This window comes from Gemmatimonadota bacterium, from assembly GCA_016704275.1.
Taxonomy (GTDB): domain Bacteria; phylum Gemmatimonadota; class Gemmatimonadetes; order Gemmatimonadales; family GWC2-71-9; genus Palsa-1233.
In genome coordinates, this window is sequence record JADJAK010000002.1 from 339,863 (window position 1) to 356,945 (window position 17,083).

The window sequence follows — 17,083 nt, forward strand, 5'->3', positions numbered from 1 at the left end:
ACTATCTTTCCCTCGTGATCCGATTCACGAAGGTCGCCAAGAATTACCCGAACGGGACCGGGCTCGCCCTCACGGACGTGACCTTTCACGTCGCGCGCGGTGAATTCGTCTTCCTCACCGGGCATTCCGGCGCCGGCAAGTCGACGCTGCTGAAGCTGATGTATGGCGGCGAGCAGCCGAGCAGCGGCGATGTCCGCGTCTCGGGCTTCCACATCGGCGCGCTCAAGCACGATGAAGTGCCGCGCCTGCGGCGACGCCTCGGGATCATCTTCCAGGACTTCGGCCTGCTGGAGGACCGGACCGCCAGCGAGAACATCGCCTTCGCGCTCGAAGTGACGGGGACCCGCGCCGACGTGATTCCCGCGCGCGTGACCAAGGTGCTGGCGCAGGTCGGCCTGCTCCACAAGGCCGAGGCGTTTCCGCGCGAACTCTCCGGCGGCGAGCAGCAGCGCATCGCCATCGCGCGCGCGCTGGTCAACGATCCGCCAATCCTCCTCGCGGACGAACCCACCGGCAACCTCGACGAGCGCGCGACGCGTGGCGTCTTCCAGCTCCTCACCGACATCAACGCGCAGGGCACGGTGGTGGTGATGGCCACCCACGACCTCGACCTGGTCCGCCTGGGTGGGCAGCGCACGCTCGAACTGCGCGACGGCAAGCTGGTCTTCGACTCCGGCCGGGACGGAGGCCAGGAATGAAGCTGCTCTGGCGCGAAGCGCTGCTGGCCTTCCAGCGGACCCGCACCCTCTCGGTGCTGTCCATCACCACGATTGCCTTTGCCCTCTTCGTCACCGGCCTCTTCGGCCTCGTGGCGCTGAACCTCCGCACTGCGCTGCGCAACGTCGCCGAACGCGTCGAGGTCGTCGCCTTCGTCTATCGCGGCACGCCGTCGCAGCAGTTGACGGTGGCCAGTTCCGACATCGCCGCGTTCCCCGAGGTCCTCGAGGTCCGCTACGTCTCCGAGGAGGAGGCGCTCAGTGCCGCCCGTCGGGACCTGGTCGAGTTCCAGGAGGCGTACCAGGACCTCGAGATCAACCCGCTCCCGCCGTCGCTGGAGATCCGGCTCCGCCCGGAGTTCCGCGACGCGAAGCACGCCGGCGAGGTGGCCGAGCGGCTGCGCGGCTTCGAGTTCGTCGAGGACGTGCGCTATGGTCGCGACTGGGTGGAGCGGCTCGACGCGTTGCGGCAGATCGCGGCGTTCGTCGGCCTCGCGATCGGGCTGGCCTTCGCCCTCGTGAGCATCGTGATCATCGGCGTCACCATCCGGATGACGGTGCTCCACCGTGCGCGCGAGATCCGGATCATGCGGCTCGTCGGTGCCACCGACTGGTTCATCCGCGGCCCCTTCCTGCTCGAAGGGATCATCAAGGGCCTCGTCGGCGGCGTGATCGCCTCGTTCCTCTGCGCCGCCGTCTTCGGCGCCTTCGCGGCCGGCCAGTTCGGCCTCGGCATGGGCCTGACCTTCTTCGGCCCGCTCGACGTGGTGCTCCTCCTCCTCTTCGGGATGCTGCTCGGGCTCACCGGCTCGCTCGTGAGCGTGGGCCGGCATCTGAAGAAGGTGTGAGAACGATGATCGATGATCGATGGTCGATGATCGATCAACCCGGCCGCGGTGCGCAAGGTGATCGCGCCTCCCGCGTATCGATCATCGATCATCGATCATCGATCATCCTCGCGTACGTCGTCGCGTTCATGATGCTGTGCTCGGCTTCGCTCGCCGCCCAGGCCAACCCCGACCTCGAAGCCTCCCGCCGCCGCCTCGAACAGATCCGGCAGGAGCGCGAACAGCTCCAGCGGCAGCAGCAGCGCATCACCGGCCAGGTGACCGACGTCGGCGCCGCGCTTCGCAACATCGAACGGCAGCGCGACGCGACCACGCGGCTGGTGAATGAAATCGAGAAGCAGATCGGGGGGCTCGGCTCGCAGCTGGAACGCTCCGCCGCCGAGATGACGCTGGCCCAGGACAATCTGGCTGACCGGCGGGCGGTGCTGCGGCGCCGACTCGCCGACATCTACAAGCGCGGCCCGCTCTACACCTTTCAGGTGCTGCTCGCCGCCGAGTCCTTCGGCGACCTGCTCACCCGCTACAAGTACCTCTACCTCACGTCGCGCCAGGACCGCGCGCTGGTCGGCGACGTGGAACGGCTCACCAAGCGCGTCAGTGGGCAGCGCAACGAGCTGCTCGGGATCCGCACGCAGCTCGATCGTCGGCGCGACGAACGCGAGGCCGAGCTCGAGCGATTCGCCAATCTCGCGGACGAGCGGCAGGCGCAGCTCAAGACGCTGCAGCGCTCCTCCGCCCAGACCCAGCAACGGCTGACGACGCTCGAGCGCGACGAGGCCCGGGTCAACGACCTGCTCGCCTCACTGGAACGCACTCGCCGCACCACCGAGGCGACGCGCACGGCGCGCCCCGGTGCCGTCGCGCCGGTGCCGTCCGGCCGCAACCTCTCGACCGCCGACCTCGGCAAGCTCGAATGGCCGGTCGACGGCGCGATCCTCTTCGAGTTCGGACGGGACACGCTGAAGAACGGCGGGGTGGTGCGGAATCAGGGGATCGGGATCGGTGCGCCGGTGGGGACGCCGGTGAAGGCGGTCGAAGCGGGAACTGCGGTGTTGGTGCGCCGCCTCTCGACCTACGGCCTCTCGGTCTTCGTGCAGCACGGCGACGGCTACTACTCGCTCTACATGCAGCTGCAGAGTGCGTCGGTGACCGAGGGGCAGCAGGTGACGCGGGGGCAGGTGATCGGGGCGGTGGGCGGGGCGAATTCGGATCGGGGGCCGCATCTCTACTTCGAGATCCGCGGGGAGCAGCAGATCGCACTCGACCCGCTCGTCTGGCTCCGCCGGAAGCGGTAGCGCGCGCGCTCAGGCGGCGCTGCCGATCCGGTCGACGTCCTGCCCCTTCCCTTCGATCAACGCCGCCTCGACCCGAGCGAAGAGATCCTCCGGGCGATGGACCCCTGGGTGCGGATAGACGGCGACGCCGGCCGTGAGACGGCAGCGCACGCCGAGCTGGAGTTCGCCGAGCCCGGCCGGATCGAGTCGTTCCCGAATCCGGTGCACCGTGTCTCGCGCCCCGGTCAGATCGGTCTCCGGCAGCAGCAACAGGAACTCCTCGCCGCCATAGCGGGCGACGAAGTCGGGCGCGCGCAGTTCGCGCTGGAGCAGGCGGCCGAGGTCGGCCAGGACGCGATGGCCGCCGTCGCGACCGAGGCGCTCGTTGATCACCCGCATGCCGTCGACGTCGAGCAGCACCAGCGCAAAGGTGACATCGTAGCGGCGGGCGCGGTCGAACTCCTCGCGAATCCGCCGATCGAGCGCATCGAGGGTGCCGCAGCCGGTGAGCGGATCGACATGGGCCGTGATCGCCTGGCGGCGCACGATCGCCCCGCGGCGCTCCTCGGTCTCGAGCAGGCGGGCGGTCGCCGCAACCGCCAGTTCGGTAAATTCCACCTGCCCCGGCGTCAGTGGCGACTCGCCGTGACGCGCACGCAGGACGACCGAGCCGACACTGCGACCCATCGGCCGAAGCGGGATGGCGGCGGTGCTGATCAGATCGGTCGGTGGCGCGATCACCCCGGGACGCGGCGTGCTCCGGAAGAGCGGGCTCTCGCGGACGTCGCGCAGGTAGCAGGTCAGCCCGGACGCCGCGGCCGCGACGGCCTCCGGCCACCGTTCGAGTTCGATGTCGGCGTCGCGCAGTTTCGGCAGGTCCGTCGCCGCGATCAACCGTCCGCCGGACGCCTCGGGATGATGGAGCAGGCAGCTGACCGAGGCCAAGTCGAGTGAGCGCGCCAGCCCGTGCACGAGGGCATGCAGCATGTCTTCGCGATAGAGTTCGGTCGCGACCAGCTGCAGCAACTCGAAGAGCCGCAGATCGTGGCCCCGACCCTGGGACTCGCTCCCGCGCGGCGCGACCAGACGGGCACGCAGTCGGGCGATCAACTGCCGTCCCTCCAGCGGAAGCAGGATCGCCTCGTCGGCACCCGCCTCGGCGGCGCGGACCAGGTCGGTCGGATCGTCGCTGGAAATGAGGCAGATGATCTGTGCCCCGCTTCGGCGCGCCGAGCCAAGCGCATCGATCATTTCGCGGCCGCCGAGCGCGAGCGAGCGGCACGTCGCAAGGACAAGGGCGGGACGGTCTTCCGGCAGCACGCGGACATCGGCCGCCTCTGCCACCTGGAAGCCGGCCCGCACCAACTCGCCTTCGAGCCCGATGGGACGCTCGTCGGGCGAGCCGACCAACACCACCAACGGCCGCGGTCCGGTACTCCGGGCCACACCCGCCAACAGCTGAGGCAAGGGATCAATGCGCAAGATGTCCGACACGGAACCTCGTACCGAAGGGATGGTGGCCGAGGCCGTGGGCCGCCCAGGGGAATTGCTGGGCGCCCACGTCTCGACCCAAGGCGGCCCAGCCACTGCCCCGGGCCGCGGAGCGGCGATCGGGGCCACGGCACTCCAGCTCTTCACCAAGACCCCGAACATGTGGCGGGAACCTGTGGTGACGCCGGAGATTGCCGCCGCGTTCCAGCGTGCGAGGGCGGAGCATCCTGTCGGGGCGATCGTTTCGCACGATTCGTACCTGATCAATCTGGCCTCCCCGGACCCCGAGCTCCGGGCCAAGTCCCTCGCGGCATTTTCCGGTGAACTGACGCGCTCCCAAGCACTTGGCCTCGACGGGATCGTCTCCCACCCGGGCAACTTCATCGACGACCACGACGCCGGACTGGAGCGGAATGCGGCAGCGATCACGGAAGCCCTCCGTGCCGTTCCCGGCGAAGTGATGGTCTTCCTGGAGACCACGGCCGGCACCGGGACGGTCCTCGGGCGGTCGTTCGAGGAGCTCCGGGACATTCGGGCTTTGATCGGGTCGGACGTCCAGGACCGCGTCGCCTTCTGCGCCGATACCTGCCACCTGTACAGTGCCGGCTACGATCTGGTCAACGACTTCGATGGCGTCTGGGCCGCCTGGGATCGGATCATCGGGATGGCCCACCTCCGCTGCGTGCACCTGAACGACTCGAAGAACCCCTTCGCCTCGAAGAAGGACCGGCACGAACTGATCGGCGACGGCTCGCTTGGCGTCGAGCCCTTCCGGCGGATCATGACCGACCGCCGCTTCGCAACGATCCCGAAGCTGCTGGAGACGCCCAAGGGCGATGACGACGAAGTGACCAACGACCGCCGGATGCTGGCGCTGCTCCGTTCCTTCGGGGAACCGAATTGACCGCCGCCACCCCGCGGCGGCATCTTCGTCAGATGCGACTCCCCCTCCTCGTCGTCCTCGCCGTTGCCGCGTCCCCGCTTCCGGCAACCGCGCAACTCTCCGTGCGGCTCGGCGCCGGGGCCACGCTTGGCCACAGCCTGGTGTCGCAGGCAACGCTCTACGACGATGTCGTGTCGCTGAAGACGGGCACCGCACCGACCGTCGTGGTCGGCCTCGGCTACCCGATCTCGCCGACGTACCGACTGGTCGCCGAGGCGCGTGTCGCCAGCAGCACGATGACCGCCACGAGCAACGCGGGGAGCAATGACCTGGGGACGCTCCGCACGGTCACCGTGGCGCTGCTCGCCGAGGGTCCGCTGCCCTACCACCTCCGCTTTCATGTCGGCGGGGGGATGATCAAGTACTCGCCGTCGGAGGCGAGTGGCGTCTTCGCCGACGACTCGCCAATGAAGCCGATGGCCACGGCCGGGCTGGGTTGGGTGAAGACGCTCCGCCCGGGGCTCGACCTCAGCGCCTCGGTGCGCTGGGACCTGCATGAATTCACCACCGCGGCGCTCGAGCGGCGCGGCTGGTCGCTGGCGCAGCGGATCAACCGCGCCGCCCTCACCATCGGCATCGAGCGAGGCTTCTGATGCGCCGCACTGCGTCCGCCCTCGCCCTGCTCGCCCTCGCCGCCTGCGCCGACATCGTGCCGCCACGCGCGGTGCTCACGAACTACGAGTACGCAGCGATCGACGGCCTCGACTCGCTGACCTTCAAGTGGCGCCCCAGCGACCTGCCGGTGAAGATCTACGTGGCGGACAACTCGCCGTTGCGCCCGCACCTGGTCACGGCGATCGATCGCTGGGAACGCGCATTCCTCTATGGGGAATTCCGCGCCACGCTGGTCGCCGATTCCAACGCCGCCGACATCATCGTCCGCAACACCCCGTCCTTCGTGAACGGCACGGCGCGCGCGCTGAACGCCTTCGCCACGCAGTGCATCGGCGAGACCAACTTCGAGCTCGGCACCGCGGCCGGCACCCTCCAGTTGCCGTGGCGGATCTACGTCTGGCCGGCGTCGTCCGCCACCGCCCCGGGCATCGAGACCTGCTACTCGATCACCGTCACCCACGAACTCGGCCACGCGCTGGGGATCATTTCGCCGGGCCACACCGGGGCGACACCGAGCGACGTCATGTACCGTGACCCGGTGCTCGATGGATTGAGTGAGCGCGACGTGAGCACGATTGAGCGCCTCTATCACAGCCCCACCTCGCTGATCCCGGCACCCCGGCCGTAACCCGCGACGCCGCGACGGCGCCTCCGGGTTTGCTCGGGGGGGCCGGCGCGGCCATTTTTCGGGCTTCGCCGCCCTCCCCCGGGCAGCGTGACCGCCCCTAGGGAGAGCAGATGCACACAGCCGCCACGCCGCTTGCCGTCGCCGCGCCGGATTGGGTCCGGCACCCCCGCCTGAAGGCCTGGGTCGCCGAGATGGCCGCCCTGACCCAACCTGATCAGGTCCATTGGTGCGACGGCTCGCAGGCGGAGTACGACACGCTCTGTGAGCAGATGGTCGCCTCCGGCATGTTGGTGCGCCTCAATGCGGCCAAGCGGCCCAACTCCTTCCTCGCCCTCTCGGATCCGAGCGATGTGGCGCGCGTCGAGGACCGCACCTTCATCTGCAGCAAGCGCAAGGTCGACGCCGGCCCGACCAACAATTGGGTCGAGCCACGCGAGATGCGCACCACGCTGAAGGGGTTGTTCGCCGGGTCGATGCGCGGCCGCACGATGTACGTGGTGCCGTTCTCGATGGGGCCGATCGGCTCGCCCCTCTCGCATATCGGCGTCGAACTCTCCGACTCGCCCTACGTCGTCGTCAACATGCGCATCATGACCCGCATGGGCCGCGCGGTACTCGAGGCGCTCGGCGAGGGCGACTTCATTCCCGCGATGCACTCGGTCGGCGCGCCGCTCACGCCGGGCCAGGCCGACACGAAGTGGCCGTGCAATCCCGAGAAGTACATCGTGCACTTCCCGGAAGACCGGGAGATCTGGTCGTACGGTTCGGGCTACGGCGGCAACGCGCTGCTCGGCAAGAAGTGCTTCGCGCTGCGCATCGCCTCCGTGATGGGGCGCGACGACGGCTGGATGGCGGAGCACACGCTCATCCTGGGTGTCGAAGATCCGCAGGGGCAGAAGACTTACGTGGCGGCGGGCTTCCCGAGCGCCTGCGGCAAGACCAACTTCGCCATGCTGATCCCGCCGGAGGTGTACGCCGGCTGGAAGGTCACCACCGTCGGCGACGACATCGCCTGGATCCGCCCCGGTGACGACGGCCGACTGCACGCCATCAACCCCGAGGCGGGGTACTTCGGCGTCGCCCCCGGCACCTCCGACAAGACCAATCCCAACGCGATGGCCTCGTGCCGCGCCAACGCGATCTTCACCAACGTCGGGCTCACCGACGACGGCGATGTCTGGTGGGAAGGGATGACCGACGTCCCGCCGGCTACCCTCACTGACTGGCGCGGCAATCGCTGGACGCCGGAGTCGAAGACCCCCGCGGCCCACCCGAACGCGCGCTTCACCGCGCCGGCCTCGCAGTGTCCGTCGATCGACGCCGCGTGGGAAGACCCGGCCGGCGTGCCGATCTCCGCCTTCATCTTCGGCGGCCGCCGCGCCACCACTGTTCCGCTGGTGCACCAGGCCTTCAACTGGAGCTTCGGCGTCTACCTCGGCGCCACCATCGGCTCCGAGACCACGGCGGCGCAGGCCGGCGCCACCGGCCAGGTGCGCCGCGACCCGTTCGCGATGCTGCCGTTCTGCGGCTATCACATGGGCGACTACTTCAACCATTGGCTGCAGATGGGCCGTGGGCTCTCCGATCCGCCGCGGATCTTCTGCGTCAACTGGTTCCGCAAGGACGCCAACGGGAAGTTCATCTGGCCGGGGTTCGGGCAGAACATGCGCGTCCTCGAGTGGATCGTCGGCCGGGTCCGCGGGCGCGCCTCGGGGATCGAGTCGCCGATCGGCTGGATGCCGCGCTACGAAGACCTCCGCTGGGACGGCATGGACTTCCCCAAGGAGACCTTCCTGGAGTTGATGGAGGTCGATCGCGAGCAGTGGAAGGCGGAACTGCTCGGCCATCGCGAGCTGTTCGAGAAGCTCTACGACCGACTGCCGCAGGAGTTCATGTACATGCGCGAACTGGTGCTCTCGGCGTTGTGGCGGAGTCCGGAGCATTGGCGGTTGGAAGCGGGGCGTGAGGTCGTAGTCACAGTCGTAGTCGTAGGTCGTGGGAGGTGTGGGGAGGCACCGGCCAGCGCCCTCCTACGACCACGACTACACCACGACTACGACGACCAATGACCCAATTCGAAGTCATCCGCGACCCGCTCTGGGACAACATCCGCCTCGAGCCAGCCGCTGCCGCTGCCATGGATACTCCGGCGGTGCAGCGGCTGCGGTACGTCCGCCAACTCGGCCACGCCTTCCTGGTCTACCCCGGCGCGACGCACTCGCGCTTCGAGCACGCGCTCGGCGCCTATCACCTGACGCGCCGCGCGCTCGCCACGCTCGAAGAGCGCGGCGACCTCGCGACTATCCCCGAGGAGGAGCGGCTCGCGGTCCGCCTGGCGGCGCTGCTCCACGACATCGGACACTATCCCTTCTCGCATGCGCTCGAGGAGGCCGGCTTCCCGTCCCACGAAGCGCTCGGCGTGCGGCGCCTCGGCGAAGGGGAACTCGGCGTGCTCCTGCGTGGCATCGGCGGCGACGGCTTCATCGCGCAGATCGCGGGGATCATCCAGGGTGATCACGTCTCGCCGCTGGGCGGGCTGATCTCCGGCTCGCTCGATCTCGACAAGATCGATTACCTCTCGCGGGACGCGCGGCAGTGTGGCGTCCCCTACGGTACGGTCGACGTCGACCGACTCTTGGCCTCGCTCTGCCTGGTGACCGATGGCGCAGGGCATCGGGCCGTGGGTGTCCACGAGAAGGGCGTCTCGGCCCTCGAATCACTCCTCTTCGCCAAGTACCAGATGTACCGCAACGTCTACTGGCACCACGCGGTGCGCAGCGCGACGTGCATGTTCAAGCGGGCCGTGCGCACGGCGGTGGCCAGTGGGCAGCTCGATCCCGCGAGCGTGGCCGACGCCACCGATGGCTCGCTCACCACCGCGATGCAGGCCCACGACTCCACTGGGCTCACGGCCGCGCTGCAGCGCCGCCAGCTGCACAAGCGCGCGCTCGATCTCCCCGCCAGCGAGGTGCCCGAGCTGCCCTCGTGGATCTGGGACGACCCCGACGCGCTCGAACGCGCCGAGGACGCCCTCGCCGCGGAGCTGGGGTTGCCGCCGGGCGGCGCGCTGATCGACTTCCCCGCGCGCTCGTCCATGTTGTCGGTGGACCTGCCCCTGCTGACGCGGGGCGGCACGGTGGAGCAGTTGACGGACGAAGGCCGCGCCGGGCAGCTGGGCCTGCCGCGCATCGCCGCCGAGCTCTATCGGAGCGCCCGGCGGCTGCGGATTTTCGCGGTGGGTGGGGTGAAGCTGGAGAAGGTGCCGCAGATACTGCTGGGATGATCGATGATCGATGATCGATCATCGATCATCGATCATCGATGTCGCTACGCCCGAAGCGCGGGAATTTCGCCGGTCGGCGGCGACACTTCCTCGATCTTGATCAGGATGACGGTGATGTTGTCGAGCCCGCCGCGGCGATTCGCGTCGGCAATCAACCGATCCACCATCTGCTCCAGGTCGCCATCCATCGTCAGCACGTCGCGCACCTGCTCATCTTCGAGCATGCCGGTGAGCCCATCCGATGCGAGCAGGATCAAATCGCCGACTTCGAGCGTGCCGAGATAGAGATCGGGGACGACGTCGCCGCTGGAGCCGACGCAGCGCGTGATCACGTTGGCATACGGGTGGACCCGGGCCTCTTCCGGCGAGAGGCGCCCGGCGTCCACCTGTTCCTGCACGTAGCTGTGGTCCTTGGTCAGCTGCGAGAGCACGGTGCCGCGCAGCAGGTAGGCGCGCGAGTCCCCGACCTGCCCGATCAGGTAGCGGCGGGGCAGCAGGGACAGGACGGTCGTCGTCGTGCCCATCCCCCGCTTGTCGTGCTCCGACATCGTCCGTTGGAAGATCGCCGCGTTCGAGGCGCGAATCGCACCGACCATCTGGGCCATCAACTCGTCGTCGCTCATCCCGCGGACGGGCCGGAATTCCTGCGCGATCAGCTGGGTCGCCATCTCGCTGGCGACTTCGCCTGCGGCGTGGCCACCCATCCCGTCGGCGACGATGAAGAGCCCACGCTCGGCCGCCATCAGATACATGTCCTCGTTGCCGGATCGGACCACTCCGACATCGGTGCGCGCGGCGCAGGAGAAGCGCATTCAGGAAACCTGGCGGAGGAAGTAGGCGACCGCGGCAATGCCCAGCGCGATCGCAATGAAGAGCAAGGGTCCGGGACGTCGGCTGGTGTCCGGGAGCACGAAAGTCGGGACATCGTCATCAAGAAAGCGGGCCCGCGGCGGCCGCACCACGACCGCGGGCGCCGTGTCCGGCAACGGCGGGCCGGGCGTGGGGTCCAGTGGCGCCGCTTCGACGATCAGGGAGCTGGGCGAATCTTCCCAGCGATCCTTCGGCGAGAAGATCGCTTCGACCTCGCCGAGCCGAATCGTCGAGCCGGGGCCCAACGGCACCGCGCCGTAGACCGGCTCCCCATCGACCCAGCTGCCGTGCATCGAGCCGAGATCCGTCAGCGTCCAGACGCCACCACGCAGCCGCAACTCGGCGTGCGTGGCGCTCAGGCTGACGGCCGAGAGCACCACATCGTTCCCCGCCTCGCGCCCGATTCGGACCGTCGGCTGCCGCACGGTGATGTGCCCCGCCCCGCTCCCACCGCCCCGCAGGATCAGCACCGCCAGCAGCGGCCCCTCCTGCGCCGACACCCCGCCGAATGGCAGGGTCGCGGCGGCGGACATCGGGTCGCTCGAGTGCGGTCCGATCAGGGGAGACTCCGTCGGTGACATGGGACGAAAGGTGACCGGGAAAGCTATCCGTCGAGATGGCCCGGGGGCAAGCGAATTCAGGCGCCGACGGCCCGGCGTGGCTCCCCGCCTTGCAGCCGGACCAGTCGCTCGTAGAGGCCGCCCTGCCGCAGCAACTCCCGATGACTGCCGGTCTCGAGCAGTTCCCCGTGGTGAAAGACGAGGATCCGGTCGGCATCGACGATGGTGCCGAGGCGATGGGCCACCACGAGGGCGGTTCTGCCGGCCCTGAGGCGGCCCAGGGCGCGTTGGAGCCGGGTCTCCGACTCCGGGTCCACCGCGGAGGTCGCCTCGTCCAGCAGGAGGATCGTGGGCTCGCCGGCGAGGGCCCGGGCAAAGGAGAGGATCTGCCGCTCCCCGACCGACAGCGACCGCCCCCGTTCGCTCAGCTGGTGCGCGAGCCCCCCGGGGAGGCGCTCGATCAGCGCGTCGGCCCCGACGGCAGCCAGCGCCCGGTCCAGCTGCGCCTGGGGGATGGCCCGATCCAGCACCAGGTTCCGGGAGAGGTCGCCCCGGAAGAGGAAGAGATCCTGCGGCACCAGACCGATCCGCCCGCGGAGGTCGTCGTGGGCCAGGGACGCCAGGTCGACCCCGTCGACCAGGATCCGGCCACGCGTCGGCGCATAGAATCTGAGGAGCAGGGAGAGGACGGTGCTCTTCCCCGCCCCGGTGTGACCGACCAGCGCGACCGTCTCCCCCGGCGCGGCACGGAACGACACCCCGCGGAGCGCCCACGGCGCGTCGTCGGCGTAGCGGAACCAGACATCCTCGAACACGACCTCGCCGCGCGCCGGGAGCGGCAAGGCGACGGGCGCGCTCGGCTCCGGCACCTCGATCGGGGTGTCCAGCAATCGGAAGATCCGTTCACCGCTCGCCATCGCGCTCTGCAGCAGGTTGAACTTCTCGGCGAGGTCCTGCAGCGGCTGGAAGAACCGGCGCACCAACTGGATGAACGCCGCCAGCACGCCGACGGTGAGCGTGCCCCCGAGATGCTGCAACCCGCCGTACCAGAGCAGCAGCGCGACGGCCGCCGCGGTGAGCACTTCGACGACGGGAAAGAAGAGGGCGTAGAGGGTGATCGAGCGCAGCTGCGCGTCGCGATGCGCGCGGTTGACCGCATCGAAGGCCGACCCGACCGCCGCCTCGCGATGGAAGAGCTGCACCACGCGCACGCCGGAGAGATACTCCTGCAGGTCGCCGTTCATCCGGGCGACGGCACCGCGGATGTCGCGGAACGCCTCGCGCATCGCGCGCCGGAAGATCGCGACGACCAGCCCCATCGCCGGCAGGACCGCGAACGCCACCAGCGCCAGGCGCCAGTCGATCGCGAGCATCATCGCGCTGATGGCGAGCAGCGTGGCGAGGTCGCCGATCACGGTCACCACACCCGACGAGAAGAGCTCGTTGAGCGTCTCAACGTCGGAGGTGACGCGCGTCACCAGACGGCCCACCGGCTGACGATCGAAGAATGGGATCGAGAGACGCTGCAGCCGCTCAAAGATCTGCCGGCGCAAATCCGACATCACGCGCTGCCCGACCCACGCGGTCAGCACCGTCTGCGCGTACTCGGCCACAAAGGAGAGGAGCAGCGCCGCCAGGAACCAGAGGCCAAGTCGAAGCAGGAGATCGGCGTCGCGGGCCGGAATGGCCACGTCGATGGCGCGCTGGGTGAGGAGGGGGCCCACCAGGGCCAGCCCGGCTTCGAGCAGCAGCAGCGCGACGGCCCCGGCGACGCCAAGTCGATACGGCCGCACGTAGGCCAGCAGGCGGCGGCCCAACCCGCGATCGCCTCCGCTGGCGGCGACATCATCCGTCGCCACCGCGCTCACGGCGACTCGACCTCGATGCCCTTGAGGCCCTTGCGGACCCAGCCGGAGAAGACCACGAAGCCGAAAGCGATGGTGAACCACGAGAGGATGCAGCGCCAGACGATCGTGTAGACGGGCACCATGCCGCGGGGCACGTACACGCTCATCACCGCCGCCGAGAGGACTTCCGCCACGCCGCTCGCCCCAGGCGTCGGGGCGAAGTAGAGCAGGAAGGTGATCAGCGTCTGCACCAGCAGGACATCGACGAAGTTGGCCTCGATCCCCACCGCGCGGAGCGCGACGTACCCGGCCAGCAGCTTGTTCGCATGGCTCGGCCCGGAGATCAGCGTCGCCCAGCCGAGCGCGATCCACCCGCGCGGGGTGTTGAAGGCACTCATGCTCTCGCTCGCCTGATCGATTCCGGCGCGCAGTCCCTCGAGCCGCGCTCCGACCCGGCTGCTCCGTCGACCGAGGGCCTCGGCCAATTTGTGAATGCCCCGCGACATGAACTTCGGCGCCACCATCACCGTGATCAGCAGCACGCCGAGGATCGCGAAGATCCCCATGCTCCCCTTGAACAGGTCCAGCAGCGACAGACCGAGGACATCGCCGCGCGTCCCGAGGGCCTTGCCGGCACCGAAGGCGAGCGCGAGCGGGCCACCGATGGCGAAGAAGACGACCGTTGCGATGAACGACATGATCGTCGCGGTGATCGCCTTCGGCACCGGGACGCCCGTCCGCTTCATCGAGTAGACCGTCATCGGCGAGGAGCCCGCCTGCAACGGCGTGACGTACGATCCCCACGCCCCCATCCCGCCGGCGATCATCATCCCGGGGAGCGAGGGATTCGGATGGATCTCTCGGGTGAGGATCCAGAGGCGGAGGCCGCCGCCGATCCAGTCGAGTGACGCGAGCCCGGCCCCAACCAGCACCCACCCCCAATGGAGGCGCGCCAGCGACGGCAGGAACGACGACGCATCGTTGCCATAGACGAGGACGCCGACGTAGCTGACCACGGAGACCGCGACGAACAACCCGAAGCCGCGTCGCAGGGTGGTGGGGGTGAGCAGGGAGGCCATTGGGGTCCAAAACTAAGAGCGGATCGGGGATTGGGCGAGGGACCGTCAGGCCGTGACCAGTAACCCGTGACCTGTAACCCGGCGGAGCGACCGACCCCGGGTCACGGGTCACGGGTCACTCTCCGCACCCCTTACCTTTCCCCCGTGCCTCGCCCCGTCATTCGCGTCATCAACGCGCGCCAACACAACCTGAAGGGGATCACGGTCGAGATCCCGCGCCGCGCGCTGACCGTGGTCACCGGCCCGTCGGGGTGTGGCAAGAGCTCGCTCGCCTTCGACACGCTGTATGCCGAGGGACAGCGGCGCTACATCGAGTCGCTCTCCACGTACGCCAAGCAGTTCCTCGACCGGATGCCGAAGCCGCTGGTCGACCGGATCGAGGGGATCGCCCCGGCCGTCGCCATCGAGCAACGCGCGCCGGCGATGTCCTCGCGTTCCACGGTTGGAACGGCGACGGAGGTGTACGACTACCTCCGCCTCCTCTGGGCGCGCATCGGCGAGCCGCGCTGCGTCGCCTGTGGCGGCCCGGTCGCCCGCGACACGCCGCAGTCCGCCGCCACCACCATCCTCGCCGACGGTGAGGGCCGGTTGCGCATCGCCTTCCCGTTGCCGCCGGGGAGTCGTCGCGCGCAGGCGGTCACCGTCGACAATCTTCGTGCGCTCGGCTTCCTCCGCCTCGAGGTCGACGGCACTACGCACCATCTCGACGAGCTCCCGGCCACGCTCGACCTCACCACTGCCGACGAAGTGCTCGTGATCGTCGATCGGCTCGTGGCCACCGAGGCGCAGCGCGGCCGCTTCGCCGAGGCGCTGTCGATGGCGTTTGCCGAGGGGGAGGGCGTCGCGCTGGCATTGCGCGACGGGTCGCGGCGCCGCTTCACCGAATTTCCGTCGTGCAGCCTCTGCGACACGCCGGGCACCACGGTCTCGCCCGCCCTCTTCTCGTTCAACAATCCGCGCGGCGCCTGCCCCACCTGCAACGGCTTCGGCGCCACGCTGGAGTACGACCTCTCGCTAGTCGTTCCCGACCCGACGCGTTCGCTGCGCGATGGCGCGATCGACCCGTGGACCAAGCCGCGCTACGAAGCGCGTCGCTCGCTGCTGGTAAGCACCGCCAAGAAGCTCGGCGCCTCGGCCGATGCACCGTGGGAGTCTCTCCCCGCCGACATCCGTGAGGTGCTGCTGCACGGCAAGAGCGGTCGGTATCAGGGGATCTTCCCCTTTCTCGTGGGATTGGAAGAGAAGCGCTACAAGCAGTACATCCGGGTCTTCCTGCGGCAGTACCAACTCGCCAAGACCTGCACCAGCTGCGGTGGCGCCCGACTGCGCCCGGAGGCGCTCGCGGTCAAGCTCAATGGCCGATCGATCGCCGACGTCACCACCCTCACCGTCGACGATCTTGCCACGTGGCTTGCCGGCCTCGAACTCGGCGAAACGGCGCGCATCGTGGCCGACCTGGTGATGATCGAGGTGATGGCGCGGGTCGATTACCTCCGCGATGTCGGCCTCGGCTACCTCACCTTCGATCGGCAGACCCGGACACTCTCCGGCGGCGAGGCGCAACGGATCGCGCTCTCGAATGCGCTCGGCTCGCGCCTTGTCGATGCCCTCTACGTCCTGGACGAGCCGTCGATCGGCCTCCATCCGCGCGACACCGACCGCCTCCTCGGCCTCCTGCGCCGCCTGCGCGACCTCGGCAACACGCTGGTGGTGGTCGAACACGATCCGGCCGCTATTCGCGGCGCCGATCACATGATCGAGCTCGGACCCGGTGCCGGGGAGAAGGGCGGCTACCTGGTGCACAGCGGCCCGGTCGACGAGGCGAAGGACACGCTCACGGCGGCATACCTCCACGGCACCCGGCGAATCGGCATCCCGAGTGCCCGACGCGACCTCGGCCCCCGCTGGCTCGAGATCAAGGGCGCCCGGCTCCACAACCTGCAGGGGATCGACGCGAAGATTCCGCTCGGGACGCTGACGGTGATCACCGGCGTCTCCGGCTCTGGCAAGAGCACGCTCGCCTACGACGTCCTGCACCGACAGCTCGAACGGCGCCTCAGCGGTGAGCACTCGGCCAAGCTCCACCTCGGCGAGGCGGTGGGCGAGGTCGACGCGATGACTGGCTGGGAACTGCTGAGCGACGTGGTATTGGTGGATCAGAGCCCGATCGGCAGGTCGCCACGCTCGAATCCGGTGACCTACATCAAGGCGTGGGACGAAGTGCGCGAACTCTTCGCCTCGCAACCGCTGTCACGGCAACGGAAGTACACGCCGGCAACCTTCTCCTTCAACCTCGCCGGCGGTCGATGCGAAGCGTGTGACGGCGCCGGGCAGGTGCAGGTCGAGATGGTCTTCCTCGCCGATGTCTTCGTGCCGTGCGAGGTCTGCAACGGGGCGCGCTTCAAGCGCGAGGTGCTCGAGGTCAAGATCCAGGGGATGTCGGTGCGGGATGTCCTTGACTGGTCGGTCGACGAGGCGATGCTGCGCTTCCGCCATCAGCCCAAGCTCGGCGCGGCGCTCTGGCAGCTGCAGCAGGTCGGCCTGGGCTACCTCCGCCTCGGGCAGCCCGCCACGACCCTCTCCGGCGGCGAGGCGCAGCGACTCAAGATCGCGCGCGAGCTGCTCGCCGCGCAGAAGCGCGGCGGTCGGAAGCTCTATCTCCTCGACGAACCGACCACCGGCCTCCATCTGGAGGACGTGCGCGTGTTGATCGCCGTGCTCGACAAGCTGGTCGACGCCGGCCACACCGTGGTGGTCATCGAACACCACCTCGATGTGATCAAGCGCGCCGACTGGGTCATCGATCTCGGCCCCGAGGCCGGACCCGCTGGCGGCCGCGTCGTCGCGATGGGCACGCCCGAAGAGGTCGCAGAGACCAAGGGGAGCATCACGGGGCGCTATCTGAAGGACGTCCTCGTCGAGAGCTGAG

Annotated in this window: 14 protein-coding genes; 9 read left to right on the forward strand and 5 right to left on the reverse strand. The window is 69.0% G+C overall.

Annotated elements, in window-relative coordinates; genetic code table 11:
* Positions 1-14: 14 nt before the first annotated feature.
* From ftsE to IPG05_05370, 3 genes are read left to right on the forward strand one after another with little or no spacing between them, the layout of a single operon-like run.
* On the forward strand, positions 15-698 hold the full coding sequence (ftsE, locus tag IPG05_05360; protein MBK6494513.1) for a cell division ATP-binding protein FtsE: 684 nt from the start codon (positions 15-17) through the stop codon (positions 696-698).
* The gene (locus tag IPG05_05365) at positions 695-1,564 is read left to right on the forward strand and encodes an ABC transporter permease (GenBank protein ID MBK6494514.1); all 870 of its coding nucleotides are present in this window, start codon (positions 695-697) and stop codon (positions 1,562-1,564) included. The genes ftsE and IPG05_05365 overlap by 4 nt, the downstream gene beginning before the upstream one ends.
* A gap of 5 nt (positions 1,565-1,569) precedes the next feature.
* The gene (locus tag IPG05_05370; protein MBK6494515.1) at positions 1,570-2,859 is read left to right on the forward strand and encodes a peptidoglycan DD-metalloendopeptidase family protein; all 1,290 of its coding nucleotides are present in this window, start codon (positions 1,570-1,572) and stop codon (positions 2,857-2,859) included.
* Between the two features lie 9 nt (positions 2,860-2,868).
* On the opposite strand, the gene IPG05_05375 is transcribed toward IPG05_05370, so the two are convergent.
* Positions 2,869-4,332: a diguanylate cyclase gene (locus tag IPG05_05375; protein MBK6494516.1), complete on the reverse strand. Its 1,464-nt coding sequence runs from the start codon at positions 4,330-4,332 to the stop codon at positions 2,869-2,871.
* Between IPG05_05375 and IPG05_05380 the strand changes: the two genes are divergently transcribed.
* The 5 genes from IPG05_05380 to IPG05_05400 all read left to right on the forward strand — a co-directional run bounded on the left by IPG05_05380 (position 4,322) and on the right by IPG05_05400 (position 9,798).
* Entirely contained in the window at positions 4,322-5,233 is a 912-nt protein-coding gene (locus tag IPG05_05380) for a deoxyribonuclease IV (protein ID MBK6494517.1), read from the forward strand. The genes IPG05_05375 and IPG05_05380 overlap by 11 nt on opposite strands.
* Positions 5,234-5,265: 32 nt before the next feature.
* Positions 5,266-5,865 (forward strand): hypothetical protein, encoded by a 600-nt coding sequence (locus IPG05_05385; GenBank protein MBK6494518.1) that lies wholly within the window; start codon positions 5,266-5,268, stop codon positions 5,863-5,865.
* Positions 5,865-6,515: a hypothetical protein gene (locus tag IPG05_05390; protein MBK6494519.1), complete on the forward strand. Its 651-nt coding sequence runs from the start codon at positions 5,865-5,867 to the stop codon at positions 6,513-6,515. The genes IPG05_05385 and IPG05_05390 overlap by 1 nt, the downstream gene beginning before the upstream one ends.
* A 110-nt stretch (positions 6,516-6,625) precedes the next feature.
* Positions 6,626-8,584 carry a phosphoenolpyruvate carboxykinase (GTP) gene (locus IPG05_05395; GenBank protein MBK6494520.1) on the forward strand — a complete coding sequence of 653 codons (1,959 nt, stop codon included), beginning with the start codon at positions 6,626-6,628 and terminating at the stop codon, positions 8,582-8,584.
* On the forward strand, positions 8,581-9,798 hold the full coding sequence (locus tag IPG05_05400; protein ID MBK6494521.1) for an HD domain-containing protein: 1,218 nt from the start codon (positions 8,581-8,583) through the stop codon (positions 9,796-9,798). The genes IPG05_05395 and IPG05_05400 overlap by 4 nt, the downstream gene beginning before the upstream one ends.
* Positions 9,799-9,842: 44 nt before the next feature.
* On the opposite strand, the gene IPG05_05405 is transcribed toward IPG05_05400, so the two are convergent.
* From IPG05_05405 to IPG05_05420, 4 genes are all read right to left on the reverse strand, one after another.
* The gene (locus tag IPG05_05405; GenBank protein MBK6494522.1) at positions 9,843-10,610 is read right to left on the reverse strand and encodes a Stp1/IreP family PP2C-type Ser/Thr phosphatase; all 768 of its coding nucleotides are present in this window, start codon (positions 10,608-10,610) and stop codon (positions 9,843-9,845) included.
* Positions 10,611-11,201: an FHA domain-containing protein gene (locus tag IPG05_05410; GenBank protein ID MBK6494523.1), complete on the reverse strand. Its 591-nt coding sequence runs from the start codon at positions 11,199-11,201 to the stop codon at positions 10,611-10,613. It lies immediately after the preceding gene.
* 104 nt (positions 11,202-11,305) lie between these two features.
* A complete protein-coding gene (locus IPG05_05415; GenBank protein MBK6494524.1) occupies positions 11,306-13,087 on the reverse strand; it encodes an ABC transporter ATP-binding protein in 1,782 nt (593 codons plus the stop codon).
* 5 nt (positions 13,088-13,092) lie between these two features.
* Positions 13,093-14,154: a flippase-like domain-containing protein gene (locus IPG05_05420; GenBank protein ID MBK6494525.1), complete on the reverse strand. Its 1,062-nt coding sequence runs from the start codon at positions 14,152-14,154 to the stop codon at positions 13,093-13,095.
* 144 nt (positions 14,155-14,298) lie between these two features.
* Here IPG05_05420 and uvrA point away from each other — a divergent pair, with 144 nt between their 5' ends.
* Complete coding sequence (gene uvrA, locus IPG05_05425) at positions 14,299-17,082, forward strand: excinuclease ABC subunit UvrA (protein MBK6494526.1); 2,784 nt, start codon at positions 14,299-14,301, stop codon at positions 17,080-17,082.
* Position 17,083: the final 1 nt, after the last annotated feature.

What these genes read in the sequence shown, in the direction of transcription:
- IPG05_05365 (MBK6494514.1), top strand. Translation starts at nt 695, where the DNA reads ATGAAGCTGCTCTGGCGCGAAGCGCTGCTGGCCTTCCAGCGGACCCGC.
- IPG05_05370 (MBK6494515.1), top strand. Translation starts at nt 1,570, where the DNA reads ATGATCGATGATCGATGGTCGATGATCGATCAACCCGGCCGCGGTGCG.
- IPG05_05380 (MBK6494517.1), top strand. Translation starts at nt 4,322, where the DNA reads ATGTCCGACACGGAACCTCGTACCGAAGGGATGGTGGCCGAGGCCGTG.
- IPG05_05385 (MBK6494518.1), top strand. Translation starts at nt 5,266, where the DNA reads ATGCGACTCCCCCTCCTCGTCGTCCTCGCCGTTGCCGCGTCCCCGCTT.
- IPG05_05390 (MBK6494519.1), top strand. Translation starts at nt 5,865, where the DNA reads ATGCGCCGCACTGCGTCCGCCCTCGCCCTGCTCGCCCTCGCCGCCTGC.
- IPG05_05395 (MBK6494520.1), top strand. Translation starts at nt 6,626, where the DNA reads ATGCACACAGCCGCCACGCCGCTTGCCGTCGCCGCGCCGGATTGGGTC.
- IPG05_05400 (MBK6494521.1), top strand. Translation starts at nt 8,581, where the DNA reads ATGACCCAATTCGAAGTCATCCGCGACCCGCTCTGGGACAACATCCGC.
- IPG05_05405 (MBK6494522.1), bottom strand. Translation starts at nt 10,610, where the DNA reads ATGCGCTTCTCCTGCGCCGCGCGCACCGATGTCGGAGTGGTCCGATCC.
- IPG05_05410 (MBK6494523.1), bottom strand. Translation starts at nt 11,201, where the DNA reads ATGTCCGCCGCCGCGACCCTGCCATTCGGCGGGGTGTCGGCGCAGGAG.
- IPG05_05420 (MBK6494525.1), bottom strand. Translation starts at nt 14,154, where the DNA reads ATGGCCTCCCTGCTCACCCCCACCACCCTGCGACGCGGCTTCGGGTTG.